Source organism: Williamsia sp. Y721 (genome assembly GCF_059683565.1).
This window is the reverse complement of the sequence record NZ_JCASNH010000002.1, coordinates 907,971-920,647: the sequence shown is the minus strand read 5'-3', so window position 1 is coordinate 920,647 and position 12,677 is coordinate 907,971. Positions and strand designations below refer to the sequence as shown.

14 protein-coding genes are annotated in these 12,677 nt (G+C 64.2%); 5 read left to right on the top strand and 9 right to left on the bottom strand.

What is annotated here, in order from left to right:
• Nucleotides 1-19: 19 nt before the first annotated feature.
• On the bottom strand, nucleotides 20-1,609 hold the full coding sequence (locus AC56PL_RS13105) for a molybdopterin-dependent oxidoreductase (protein WP_497154087.1): 1,590 nt from the start codon (nucleotides 1,607-1,609) through the stop codon (nucleotides 20-22).
• A 227-nt stretch (nucleotides 1,610-1,836) separates the two neighbouring features.
• Here AC56PL_RS13105 and AC56PL_RS13100 point away from each other — a divergent pair, with 227 nt between their 5' ends.
• A complete protein-coding gene (locus AC56PL_RS13100) occupies nucleotides 1,837-2,520 on the top strand; it encodes a fasciclin domain-containing protein (protein WP_495514101.1) in 684 nt (227 codons plus the stop codon).
• Nucleotides 2,521-2,701: 181 nt separating this feature from the next.
• Complete coding sequence (locus AC56PL_RS13095; protein ID WP_495514100.1) at nucleotides 2,702-3,211, top strand: GtrA family protein; 510 nt, start codon at nucleotides 2,702-2,704, stop codon at nucleotides 3,209-3,211.
• 85 nt (nucleotides 3,212-3,296) lie between these two features.
• Here AC56PL_RS13095 and AC56PL_RS13090 read toward each other — a convergent pair whose 3' ends face one another.
• Nucleotides 3,297-4,748: an FAD-binding protein gene (locus AC56PL_RS13090; RefSeq protein ID WP_497154086.1), complete on the bottom strand. Its 1,452-nt coding sequence runs from the start codon at nucleotides 4,746-4,748 to the stop codon at nucleotides 3,297-3,299.
• A gap of 151 nt (nucleotides 4,749-4,899) precedes the next feature.
• Nucleotides 4,900-5,451, bottom strand: coding sequence for a helix-turn-helix domain-containing protein (locus tag AC56PL_RS13085; protein WP_495514098.1), 552 nt, complete (start codon nucleotides 5,449-5,451; stop codon nucleotides 4,900-4,902).
• Between the two features lie 104 nt (nucleotides 5,452-5,555).
• Between AC56PL_RS13085 and AC56PL_RS13080 the strand changes: the two genes are divergently transcribed.
• Both AC56PL_RS13080 and AC56PL_RS13075 read left to right on the top strand, forming a co-directional pair.
• Nucleotides 5,556-6,248 (top strand): AzlC family ABC transporter permease, encoded by a 693-nt coding sequence (locus tag AC56PL_RS13080; RefSeq protein ID WP_497154085.1) that lies wholly within the window; start codon nucleotides 5,556-5,558, stop codon nucleotides 6,246-6,248.
• Complete coding sequence (locus AC56PL_RS13075; RefSeq protein ID WP_495514096.1) at nucleotides 6,245-6,571, top strand: AzlD domain-containing protein; 327 nt, start codon at nucleotides 6,245-6,247, stop codon at nucleotides 6,569-6,571. The genes AC56PL_RS13080 and AC56PL_RS13075 overlap by 4 nt, the downstream gene beginning before the upstream one ends.
• Before the next feature lie 6 nt (nucleotides 6,572-6,577).
• Here AC56PL_RS13075 and AC56PL_RS13070 read toward each other — a convergent pair whose 3' ends face one another.
• Nucleotides 6,578-6,946, bottom strand: coding sequence for a GNAT family N-acetyltransferase (locus AC56PL_RS13070; protein ID WP_495514095.1), 369 nt, complete (start codon nucleotides 6,944-6,946; stop codon nucleotides 6,578-6,580).
• A 38-nt stretch (nucleotides 6,947-6,984) separates the two neighbouring features.
• Nucleotides 6,985-7,959: a pirin family protein gene (locus tag AC56PL_RS13065; protein WP_497154084.1), complete on the bottom strand. Its 975-nt coding sequence runs from the start codon at nucleotides 7,957-7,959 to the stop codon at nucleotides 6,985-6,987.
• Nucleotides 7,960-8,171: 212 nt separating this feature from the next.
• On the opposite strand from AC56PL_RS13065, the gene aqpZ reads away from it, so the two are divergent.
• Complete coding sequence (gene aqpZ / locus AC56PL_RS13060; protein WP_495514093.1) at nucleotides 8,172-8,954, top strand: aquaporin Z; 783 nt, start codon at nucleotides 8,172-8,174, stop codon at nucleotides 8,952-8,954.
• 112 nt (nucleotides 8,955-9,066) lie between these two features.
• On the opposite strand, the gene AC56PL_RS13055 is transcribed toward aqpZ, so the two are convergent.
• The 4 genes from AC56PL_RS13055 to AC56PL_RS13040 form a co-directional block, all read right to left on the bottom strand.
• On the bottom strand, nucleotides 9,067-11,292 hold the full coding sequence (locus AC56PL_RS13055; RefSeq protein WP_497154083.1) for a heavy metal translocating P-type ATPase: 2,226 nt from the start codon (nucleotides 11,290-11,292) through the stop codon (nucleotides 9,067-9,069).
• Between the two features lie 4 nt (nucleotides 11,293-11,296).
• Nucleotides 11,297-11,500 carry a copper ion binding protein gene (locus AC56PL_RS13050; RefSeq protein WP_495514091.1) on the bottom strand — a complete coding sequence of 68 codons (204 nt, stop codon included), beginning with the start codon at nucleotides 11,498-11,500 and terminating at the stop codon, nucleotides 11,297-11,299.
• Between the two features lie 14 nt (nucleotides 11,501-11,514).
• Nucleotides 11,515-11,811, bottom strand: a complete 297-nt coding sequence (locus AC56PL_RS13045; protein ID WP_497154082.1) for a metal-sensitive transcriptional regulator — start codon at nucleotides 11,809-11,811, stop codon at nucleotides 11,515-11,517.
• A 96-nt stretch (nucleotides 11,812-11,907) separates the two neighbouring features.
• A complete protein-coding gene (locus AC56PL_RS13040) occupies nucleotides 11,908-12,618 on the bottom strand; it encodes a hypothetical protein (protein ID WP_497154081.1) in 711 nt (236 codons plus the stop codon).
• Between the last annotated feature and the right edge of the window lie 59 nt (nucleotides 12,619-12,677).

Sequence of the window (12,677 nt, the reverse complement as noted above, 5' to 3'; positions counted from 1 at the left end):
GCGATAGTCATCAGAACACCTACGCAATCCGCAGCACTCGGTTGTGCCAACCGGTGGCGCCATCAGGTATCGGTGCAACCCGTTCCTCGGGTTGAACCTGTCCGGTCTTGTCGGTCGCACGGCAGTAGATGGTGTGTTGCCCGGCCGTGGCCGGCCAGGTCCAATACCACTGCCGCCAGGTGTCATCGGAGTACTCCGTCGCCAGCGTCGCGGTGTTCCACGGACCGTCATCGACCCGGACCTCGACCTCGGCGATCCCGCGATGCTGTGCCCACGCGGTTCCGGCGATCACCACATCGCCAACCGGATGCCGCGACAATCCGGCCGGCCGGTCGATGCGCGAGGCGGTCTTGATCGGAGCCTTCTGCGCCCAGTCGCGCTTGGTCCAGTACGCCTGCGCCTTGTCGAACCTGGTGACCTCCCAGTCGACGACCCACTTGCACGCCGAGACGAAGCCATACAGCCCAGGAATCACCTGCCGAACCGGATATCCGTGCTCGAGTGGCAACGGCTCGCCGTTCATGCCGATCGCCAGCATCGCGTCGCGGCCGTCCATCACCGCCTCGAGAGGTGTGCCCGACGTCCATCCGTCGACGCTCGTGGAGAACAACATATCGGCGTCGCCGCGCACACCCGCCCGTTCCAGGATCGCCTTCATCGGGTATCCGACCCAGTCGGCCGTCCCGGCCAGACCGCCGCCGACTTCATTGGAGACGCACGTCAGCGTCACGATTCGTTCGGTTGCCTGCATGTCCATCAGGTCGTCCCAGGTGAGAGTGAACTCGCGCTCGACCATTCCGTGCACCCGTAACCGCCAGTCGCCGGTGGTCAGCGCCGGGACCTGCAGGGCGGTGTCGATTCGGTAGAAGTCGTTGTTTGCGGTGACAAATGGGGTCACGCCCTCGACCCCGACTTCCGCGCCTGACGGAATCGGCGTGGCCACACTGGCCGGCCGCGGGAGCCGCACGCGTTTGCGGTCGGCGATGACGTCACCCATCGTCGAGATCTGCCTACCGACGAAAGCGCCGGCACCGGAGATCACCACGATCAGGCCGGCTGAGATCGCAAAACTCCTACGCGACAAGCCCTCCCGCGACGGCGCCCGCTCACCGGACCCCACCGCATTCGCCTCGTCGCGATCCGCAGGACCCTGCGCAGTCCGACCCTGGGGCGACCCGCTGAACAGAAAGCCCCGGAGGTAACGCAACACCAGAACACCAACCACGATCGCAAGCAGGGAGGGCAGCGCATACCAGTTGTCCGACGTGGGCCGGTGCAGTGCCGCGATCACGCCGAAGATTCCGAAGGCCGCGATCAACACCGAACCGGCAGGGACAGAGCGCCGCTCGACGATGCCGGCCACCACCGACAGGATTGCCACGGCAAACCCTATGCCCCACAACAACACCGGTTTGTCATTGGTTCCGAATGTCTCGATGGCGAACTCCCGCATCGAAGCGGGAGCGCGATCGACGAGGAACGATCCCACGGCATAGAAGGGCGAGGCATAGGAGGAAACGAATGCAGCCGTCAACTCCCCGACAGCGAGCCCGGCACCTGCCGCCACCAGGCCGGCGAGCCCGTGGCGTGCCACCGCTGCTATACGCAATTCCTTAGCCTCTCAGGAGTTTTCAATCTTCCTTTGTCGGGAGGTGATTCGTATCCATCGGCGTTTCGGATGGCTGAGGGCTCGATCACAAGATTCCTTCATCTGCACCCATCCGCCCACCGACCAGCTCCGAACCTGCCGTGACCGACAAATGATCGGCGCCACAGATGCCACACGTGGCCGGCGCCGCGCATACATGACCGACGTTATGGATAAGGACAGCGAAGATGGCTCTCAAACGAATTCAGCGACTGGCAGTGACCGTGGCGAGCGTTGGCCTGGCAATCGGCCTCGTGGCAGGTTGTTCGGACGACAGTTCCGACTCCTCGTCGGACAGCACCACGGCCTCGGCGATGACGTCGGCGCCGATGACGACGTCCGCGATGCCCAGCGAATCAGGTACATCGGCAGAAGCCGCCACCCTGGTCGGCCCGGGCTGTGCAGCGTACGCCGAGGCCAACCCGACCGGCGCAGGCTCCGTTGACGGCATGGCCGCCGAACCGGTCGCCACCGCGGCCGCCAACAACCCGTTGCTCACCACACTGACCGCTGCGGTCTCCGGTGGGCTCAACCCGGACGTCAATCTGGTGGACACCCTCAACAGTGGCGAGTTCACCGTCTTCGCGCCCACCGACGACGCCTTCGCCAAGATCGATCCGGCGACCATCGAAGCGCTCAAGACCGACAGCGACACCCTGACCCAGATCTTGACCTACCACGTCGTGCCCGGGCAGCTGTCGCCTGACGAGATCGTCGGCGACCACGAGACCGTCGAAGGCCAGATGGTCACCGTGACCGGTCCCGTCGATACCCTCACGGTCCAGGACGCCTCTGTGATCTGCGGCGGCGTGAAAACCGCCAACGCAACCGTCTACCTCATCGACACGGTGCTGATGCCCCCGGCCGCATAACCCCTGCGACCAGGCATTCACCAAGTGAGGTAGATCAAGAACTCGGGCCGGGGCGGCTACACCCCCGACCGGCCGCTCCGGCCCGGGCCTTGCGTCTCTTTACATCAAGTTTCCACAGTTCGCCCGACAACTTCGCCCGCCGATACCACGAATTCCGGTGTCCTCCCATATCGTGTTCGTTGTGACGGTAGGCCCGGTCCCTGGAGATCAGATCGAAACCGCTGCGGCGGAAACCGATCCTCCCCGGCGAGGAACTCTTGTCGAGTTCATGCGCAGGCCCCTGCCGATGCAGGTCCTGCGTTTTTCTGCGGTCGGGATCATGTGCACCACCGCATACGCCCTGATGTACCTCACGCTGCACGGACTGGTCGGCGCGCAGGCCGCCAACTTCATCTCCATGCTTGTCGCGGCCGTCCTCAACACCGCCGCCAACCGCGCCTTCACGTTCCGGCTGCGGGGCTCTGCGCAGCTGGTCACCCATCACATCCAGGGTGTCGCCGTCTTCGGCTTCGGCTGGGCGTTGACCGCGTTCTCTCTGTTCGTCCTGCACGAGATCTCAGAACACCCGTCGAGCCAGCTCGAACTGGTCATCCTGATGACAGTGAACCTGATCGCGACCGGCGTCCGGTTCGTGACCTTCCGGCAGATGTTCGCTCGTGCGCTGCGCAAGCAGCTCGCCACAGCCGCCTGACGCCGCCCCCACACACCCCAGGTAGACAAAAACGCTCCACCTGCAGAGAACTGCATGTGGAGCGTCTTCGTAGTTGTGGAAGCGTCTAGCGGGTCGCGGCGTGCCTGCCGGCCCGACGGCCGAAGAACGATCCCTCACCGAGCTGGGTCCCACTGGCGTAGCCCTTACCGTCCTGCGCGAGGTTGGCGGCCCCGGCCCCGGCCGCATAGAGACCGGTAATCGTCGCACCCGACTCGGTGAGCACCTCACCGTCGACCGAGGTTGCCAGGCCACCCATGGTGAACCCGGCATACATCGCCTTGCCCAGCGACATGTCGAACGCCGCCCACGGCCCGTGGTCCTGAGGTGCCAGCCACTCGGGACGTTTACCGAAATCGGGATCCTCCCCGCGTGCGGCATATTCGTTGTATCGGGCCATCGACGCCTGCAGGTTTCCTTCGGGGATCCCGAGCGCCGACTCCATCTCCGCGATGGTCTCCCACCCGTCGATGAACGGCACCAGCGGAAACTCCGGCCGTTCCATGTGTGCCTCGTCGACGATGAGGTAGGCCACCGCGTCCGGCTGCTCCATCACGAATGCCGACGTCCGCGAGTGATAGGAGTCCTCGCATACAAATCGATGGCCATCTTTGTTGACCGCAAGGCCCGTCAACAGGATCGACGGCGGATAGACCGGAGCGGTCACAAACGGCTGATCCATGTGTTTGAGTCCGCCACCGACAGACGCCCCGAGCCGGATACCCAACCCGTCGTCGTAGGTGCTGCCCAGCGTGTAGGGCTTCTCGGACATCTGCGGGACGAACTCCGCGACCATCGACTCGTTCATCACAAAACCACCCGCCGCGATGATCACCGCCTTGGCCTTGATGAACCCCGTGTCCTGTAGACGCTTCCACCGCACTCCGACGACGTCACCGCTCTCATCGACCACGAGGTTGCGGGCACCGGTCTCGTACCGGATTTCCGCGCCGATCTCGGCCAACCGTTTCACCAGCAGGTCTGTGACCATGCCTGCCCCTCCCAGGTCGCCTTCGACCGGAACCTTGTGACCGCGCGGCGCCGGAACGGCCTGCTCGCAGAAGGGCCAGACCTTTTCGTTGCCGGTGTACATCAAGCCCTGGGTTCCGGGCTGGATCACGGCCTTTTCCGGGTAGTAGCTGCGCTCGAACTCGAAGCCGAGCGACTCGAGCCAGTCGAAGTGCTCGACACTTCCCTGGCAGTAGGCGCGGATCTTGTCCGGTTCGGGTTCACGTGAAACAGCGAGCAGGTATTTCTCCATCTCTTCGGCCGAATCCTCGTGCCCGGTCGCCTTCTGCACCGCGGTGCCACCACCGAGATAGAAGTGTCCACCGGCCATCGCCGAGGTTCCGCCTGCGACGGCCGCCCGCTCGAGAACCAGCACCCGGGCTCCGGCGGCTGCCGCCTCGACCGCGGCACTACCGCCGGAGACTCCGCATCCGACGACGAGCACGTCGACCTCATCGGACCACTCGTCAACCGTCGATACGGCCACCACCTCGGGCAATTCAGCCTTCATCAGCGCAATCCTCACTCACTCTTCCCGCGGGCGACGCCGAGGTGAGCACCCCGCGATTCGACCCTTCAGTCCCAACCAGAAGAACCAACTACATCCAGCTAAATTAGAACTTGTTCTACTTTAGGTCAATGGGAAGGATGGCGACACGGCTTCAGGTGTGTTCGGAAACGAGCGCCGCGACCGTGTTCGGCTCCAGCGCCGAGAAGGTGTGCCGAACATCGCCCGGGTAGTTGATGTAGTCGCCCGGCCCGAGTTCGACCGGTTCGTCGATCAGGCCGACCAGCGCTCGGCCGGACACCAGCACCACGTGCTCGACGACGCCTGACATGTGCGGGTCGGAATCGCGGGGTTCTCCGGGCTGCGCGGTGATCAGATAAAGATCCCTGCGGGCGTAGGTGGGACAGGCCGACAGCAGCGTCGCCACATAGTCCGACCGCTCGGACGACAGGGCAGGCCCCTCGCCGGATCGGATCACCTGGACACGTGGGGCCGGGGGCTGCACCAGTAGCGCAAACGGCACCTCGAGGGCGGTGCTCAGTGCCCACAGCGTTTCCACGCTCGGGTTGCCGTTGCCCGCCTCCAGTTGCGACAACGTCGACTTCGCGACACCCGCCCGGCGGGCGACCTCGGCCAGCGAGAGTCCCGTCCGCTTGCGTTCTCGCTGCAGCGCGGTGGCGATGGCCTGCAGTGGTGCGCCGGTCATGTGGTTCCCCTCGGACTGTTCGGCATAACCAACAACTTCGTTCGACTGACACTACCGTTCGTTCGGGTTGACGAACACAGGGTGAAGAGCCCACTATAAAAGCCATGCGTTCGATATGGCGAACACTTGACCGTGGACTGGCCCGAGATGTGGCACTGGTCTGTGCTGCGATCGCGGTGGTGGGGTTGTCGTTCGGCGCGATCACGGTCGGCAGCGGGTTCGCGATCTGGGTACCGCTGCTGATGTCGGTGGTGGTGTTCGCGGGCGCCGCCCAGTTCGCCTTCGTGGCCATCATCGCCGCAGGCGGGAGCATCTTCGCCGGGGTTGCCGCCGGACTCCTGACCAACGCACGCCACATCCTGTTCGGATTCTCCCTCGGCGACGTATTCGGCAAGTCGATCGCCTCACGTCTGGTCGGCGCCCACCTCATGATCGACGAATCCGTGGCGTTCACCATCGCGCAGCGTGACCCGGAGAGGCGACGGGCGGTCTACTGGGCCTGCGGCGCAGGTCTGTTCGCCTCCTGGAACCTCGGCGCCGTTGTGGGTGCCATCGGCGGCAGCATGCTCAGTGATACCAACGCTTTTGGTCTCGACGCCGCGTTTCCCGCTGTGCTGCTGGCGTTGATCCTGCCCAGCCTTCGGGACCACACCACCCGTAAGGCAGCCTGCGCCGGCGCCGTCATCGCGGTCGCCGCATCGCCGTTCACGCCCGCCGGGATCCCGATCCTGTTGGCGCTCTCCGCAGTTGTCCTTGCGGTCCCGATCCGCCGCCCCCAGCAGGCGGTGGCGAAATGAGCGTGAGCACACCCGCGCTCCTCCTCGGGATCGCGGCACTGGCACTGGGCACCTTCGCGTTCCGCTTTGCCGGGCCCGTCCTGGCGGGACGATGGACCATCCCCGAACGGTTCGAACAGCTCACCGCGATCGGCACCGTGGTCCTGTTGACCGCACTGGTCGCCACCGCCACCTTCATCGAGGCGGGCGAGATATCCAGTCCGGCACGAATTATCGGGGTGGCCGTCGGCGGCGTACTGGCCTGGCGAAGGGTGCCATTTGTGGTCGTGGTGTTGGCTGCCGCCGGATCGACGGCGCTCCTACGACTGGTCGGGATGTCCTGACCCTCGTCAGGCGCGCAGCCAATCCAAGATCTCCTTGGTCACCTTGTTCGTGGCATCCGAGTATTCGGGATGCTTCTTCAAGAATGCCGCGACCAGCGGGCAGACGCCGACGATCTTTTTGCCTTGCGCGCGAGCATCATCGAGCGCTTCCTTGACCAGGATGGTGGCCAACCCTCGACCACCGAAGGCTTCCGCCACCTCTGTGTGATAGAAAACCCGTTGCGCCACACCGCCATCGTCGGTTCGATCCGCATAGGCCGCCAGACCGGCACGCTCACCACCGACCGTGACGATGTATCGATGTTCGCCCGGGTCGTCGGCCACCGTGACCGATGCGCCGGTTTTGTCTGTGATGGCCCCGCTGTTGTTGGTCATGACAGCTGAAACTGCCTGTGCTGCTCGGATATTCCAACTCATCGCGACGGCTCCTGACGTGGTTTGATCCTCGCATTGGGCAACGCGGGCGCCGGCAGGCGGATAACCGGTCCCTCGTACCCGGCCACTTCACCGAATCGATCGGAGCGCTGCTCCCATTGCTCGCGGTACGTCACGATGTCGTCATGGCTGCGGCCGACGAAGTTCCACCACATCACCAGATCCTCGTTGAATGGTGTGCCACCGAGAAGTATCACCCGAGACGGCTGGTCGTCAGAGCTCTGCAACGTCAACTGGGTTTGCCCGGTTCCGATGTAGGCCATCTCCGTTCGTGCCACCTCGACGCCGTCGACACTGACCGTGCCCTGATCGACGAGCACACCGTGTTCAAATTCCGGATCGACCGAGATCGTCAGCATCGCACCGGTATCCAGGTCGATCTGAGCTCCGAGCAACGGACTGAACGTCTTCACCGGCGACGTTCTTCCCATCAGCGTTCCGATGAACACATTGATCCGGCCGACGTCGACATACAGCGGTGTGGGCACATAGTGGTCAAACCCGCGGCCGGTATCCCTGGCGTCGGCGGGCAGCGCCACCCACAGCTGGACGCCATGGAGTTCGGAGGTCTGCGGCGTCGACACCTCCGAATGACTGATCCCGTGTCCCGCGGTCATCAGATTGACCTCGCCCGGCCGGACCATCGCATGAATGCCGTGGCTGTCGCGGTGCTCGATCTCGCCGGAGAACAACCAGCTGACGGTCTGAAGCCCGGTGTGCGGATGCGGCGGAACGTTCATGCCACCGGTGTCCCGCACGTTCGCCGGACCATAGTGGTCGGCAAAACACCATGCGCCGATGAGGGATCGCGCCCGTTGCGGGAGTGTCCGATGAACCAGCATCGCCCGTGGTCCACCCAACGGAACCTCACGCGAGGTCAGGATCTGCACATGGTGATCGGTTGACGGGGCTGATGCGCAGTCGATCTCCGGACCCTCGACAAGGTTGCTCATCAGCCACTTCTCCCAGTTCGCGTCATGATCCTGCAGGCATTTTCCAGTCCGAGCCACATCGAATATTCAACCGAGCAGACAGTTCATGCCGCAGTGGTGATAATTACCGATAGTAACGGCGATGTACGCCCGTAAAGCCCATTGTGGACGCTTGGCCCGTTGCATCGTGCGAGTTACCCCATGATCATCACCACACCTGGAGGTTTGATCCAATGGCCACTCCGACCACAGTTCAAAAACTTGCCGCCGAGGGGCTGGGCACCTTCTGGCTCGTACTCGGCGGCTGCGGTACCGCAGTCTTCGCCGCCAAATCCATCGCCCAGGACGACGACACCGGAACGATGTACCAAGTGGGTGTCGGTTTCCTCGGTGTGTCGATCGCCTTCGGCCTCACCGTCCTGACCGGCATCTACGCTCTCGGCCACATCTCGGGTGGCCACTTCAACCCGGCGGTGACCATTGGTGCGGCCTTGGCCAGACGCTTCGAATGGAAAGACGTTCCGGGATACATCATCGTCCAGGTGATCGGAGGTATCGCCGGAGGCGCGATCATCCTCGCGATAGCCAGCGGGCGAGATGGTTTCGAAGCCGAAGGAAATATGGCCGCCAATGGATTCGGGGACCATTCCCCGGCCGGTTACGAACTATGGGCCGCATTGATCGCCGAGGTTGTGCTGACCGCAATCTTTGTCATCGTCATCCTGGGCGCCACCGATACGCGGGCACCGGCGGGTTTGGCCGGCGTCGCGATCGGCCTGACCCTGACCCTGATCCACTTGATCAGCATCCCGATCACGAACACCTCGGTGAACCCGGCCCGATCCACCGGTGTGGCGTTCTTCAACGGGAACGGAGCGCCGGGTCAGTTGTGGCTGTTCTGGGTGGCACCGATCGTCGGCGCGATCATCGCAGGCGTTCTCTATCCGCTGGTCTTCGACAAGGGTGCAGAAGAACCAGAGCTGGACCGGATCCCCAATCCGGCTCAAGGCCGCTGACATTCCCCAAAGGCCAAAGCCGCTCGCCATTCTCACGCTTGCCCGCGCTACGGGAGCAAGTCTGTGAGTACGGCGAGCGGCCTTGTCAGACGCCCATGAAAACCGACCGTGGCTACCGGAATCGGCGCAACCGCAGGCTGTTGCCCACGACGAACACCGACGACAGTGCCATCGCCGCACCCGCGATCATCGGACTGAGCAGCCCGACAGCGGCGAGCGGCAACGCGGCGACGTTGTAGCCGAAGGCCCAGAAGAGGTTTCCCTTGATCGTGCGCAGGGTGGCCCGCGACAGCCGGATCGCATCCGCGGCAGCTCTCAGATCACCGCGCACCAAGGTGATGTCGCTTGCCTCGATCGCGGCATCGGTCCCGGTTCCCATCGCGAGTCCGAGATCGGACTGCGCCAGGGCAGCAGCATCATTGACACCGTCACCGACCATCGCGACGGTCTTTCCCTGTGCCTGGAGGTCTTTGATGGCGTCAACCTTCGCTTCGGGCAACACACCGGCGATGACGGTGTCGATGCCGACTTGCGCTGCAACGGTTTTCGCCACCGCCTCGTGATCACCGGTCAGCAGGATCGGGGTCAGGCCCAGATCGACGAGTTCGGCAACCGCTTGCGCCGAGGTCGGTTTGAGCACATCGGACACCACCAGCACGCCGCGGATTCGGCCGTCCCAACCCACCGCGATCGCGGTGTGGCCGGACCGGGCAGCCGCGTCGATGGCCGACGCCAGCTCATCGGGGAGGCCGAGGCCTCGCTCGATCAGCCACTGCGGCCGTCCGACCGATACCGACACCTCGTCGACGACGCCGGTGACGCCGAGCCCTGCGGTGTTGGCGAAGTCCGACACGGAGGCCAGGTCACCGACCCGTTCCTCGGCGCCGGCGGCAACCGCCCTGGCAATCGGGTGCTCCGAGGCATTCTCGACCGAGCCCGCCCGCAGTGCCACCTGCCGGACGTCTTCGCCGTCGGCCACCACCACCTCGGTCAGTGTCATCTGACCAGTGGTGACGGTGCCCGTCTTGTCGAGCACGATCGTATCGACCTGCCTGGTCGATTCCAGGATCTGCGGGCCCTTGATCAGGATGCCCATCGAGGCGCCACGTCCGGTGCCGACCATCAGTGCCGTGGGAGTGGCAAGACCGAGGGCACACGGACAGGCGATGATGAGTACCGCGACCGCAGCGGTGAACGCGTCGGTGGCGTCGTAGCCCAAGCCGAGCCAGACCGCCAGGGTACCGAGCGCCAGGAGGATCACAATCGGGACGAATACCCCCGAGATCCGGTCGGCCAGACGCTGGACCTGCGCCTTACCGGTCTGCGCCTGTTCAACCAACCGTGCCATCTGAGCGAGTTGGGTATCGCTCCCGATGCGCTTGGCCCGCACAATTATCCGGCCGCCTGCATTGACCGTTGCGCCGACAACCGAGTCACCGGGCTCGACTTCTACCGGCACTGATTCGCCGGTGAGCATCGAGGCATCGATTGCGGACGAGCCGCTTTCGACCTCGCCATCGGTGGCGATGCGTTCGCCCGGTCGCACCACGAACAGGTCTCCGACCGCCAGTTGCTCGATCGGAATCAGCTTTTCGCGTCCTCCGACGAGGACGGTGACGCTTTTCGCGCCGAGTTCGAGCAGGCTGCGCAGGGCACTGCCGGCCCGCCGCTTCGACCGCATCTCGAAATAGCGCCCCGCGAGGATGAAGGTGGTGACACCGGCCGCGGCTTCGAGGTAGATGTTGGCCGTGCCATCGGAGGAGGCCATCTCCATGGCCCCGTGCGCGATTTCGGGATCACCGGCCGCGCCGAAGAACAGCGCATACAGCGACCATCCCAGGGCTGCCAACGTCCCGACGGAGACCAGCGTGTCCATCGTGGCGGCACCGTGGCGGGCGTTGATCGCGGCCGCCCGGTGGAATTGCCAGCCACCCCAGACAACCACGGGCGCAGCCAATGTCAGCGACAGCCACATCCAGTTGTCGAACTGTAGCTGCGGGATCATCGCCATCGCGATCACGGGAATCGACAGGGCCGCACTGACCAGGGTCTTGTGCAGGAGGGTGCGAAGTTCAGGGTCAGGTTTGTCGTCGTCGGTGCGGTCTGCGCCGGTCGGTTCCGGCACCTTGGCGTGATAGCCGGCCGCCTCGACAGCGGCGATGAGGTCCGCGGTGTCCACAGATCCGGGGTAACTGACACTTGCCTTTTCGGTGGCGTAGTTGACCGTGGCCGCCACACCGTCGAGCTTGTTGAGCTTGCGCTCGATCCGATTGGCGCACGACGCGCATGTCATGCCGCCGATCTCGAGATCGATATGCGCGGGTGTTGTGGTGGTCATGCGTTCAGCCCAACCTGTATCCGGCTTCGACAACCGCCTCTTCGATCTTCTCGCGCGCAACGGGTTGTGCGGCATGGACATTCAGTGCTCCGGTGTCCAGATCGACGTCAACTCGGTCCACCCCTGGGATCTCTCCGACTTCTTCGGTGACCGACGCGACGCAGTGCTGGCAGGTCATTCCGACCACCCGGTAGGTTTCGACACTCATCTCATACTTCCCCTCTATGAACGGACCAGCCGGGCGATCGCCTCGGTGGCCTCTTTGACTTTCGCCTGCCCCTGCTCATTGCCTTCACGGGCGGCATCGATGACGCAGTGCGACATGTGCTCTTCGAGCAGACCGAGGCTCACTGCCTGCAGCGCCTTGGTCATCGCGGACACCTGGGTCAGGATGTCGATGCAGTACTTCTCTTCCTCGACCATCCGCTGCAGTCCACGCGCCTGGCCTTCGATCCGCTTCAGTCGCTTGAGGTAGTCCTCTTTGCGGTGAATGTAGCCGTGCTGATGCTCTTCGGTCATGGTTGCTCCTGTCGCCTACCAACAGAACTACCATACCCCCCTATGGTATTCCCGTCGACGAGATCTACCTGTCGATCGACAGCGGATCGGGGTAGGTCAGGACTCGCGTCGCGCCTTGATGGCCGCTGCCAACTCCGACAGGAGGTCGACGAGATCGAGCAGCACGTCATCGACCGCGCGCGTCCGGTCGGCAGCGCGGCCTCCCGTCCATTCCACCTCGTCCGCGGGCTCATCGGAGTGCCGGGAACGGCGACCGGTGCCGACTGGGACATCGACCGCCTCGGGTGTCGGATCAGTCGATTCATGCCGCGGACTGCGCGTTTCCGGCTCGGGAAGCGCCTCCAGGGCCGGGACGGGTTCAGGTGCGCTCGGGGGCTCTGGAACGTCAGGTGCGCTCTGGGTCGCATCTTCCGCGGTCGCCACCGAACCCGATCGGTTCAACCCGTTCACACTCACGGTGGTGTCGGGCCGATAGTGCGAGCCGAACCGCGGCGTCGATGTCGTCGGGATGTACCGGTGCGGTCCGCCGTGGCCGGCGAAAAAAACACAGGCCAGTTCTGTGCTGTCGAGGACCGGGCAGGGTTCGAGTTCGGTCAACCGATGGTCGTCGTCGTCGTCCGACCATTGCAGCCACAGTCGAAAGCCGTCGCGTGGCCCCACGCCCGCATCGGACGCGTGGATTCCGGGATGTCCCAAGCCCAGACGGCAACGCTGGACCCATCCATTGTCCGGGGCGTCGTCGAAGGCGGCATGCGTGTCGGTGGCAGCAATTACCGTTGACCAACACACATCGAATTCTCCCGCCACATGTCCATCTTGTCCTCAAGTGGTAGTGGTCGCGAGTTCGACACACGAGTTGGGAGTAC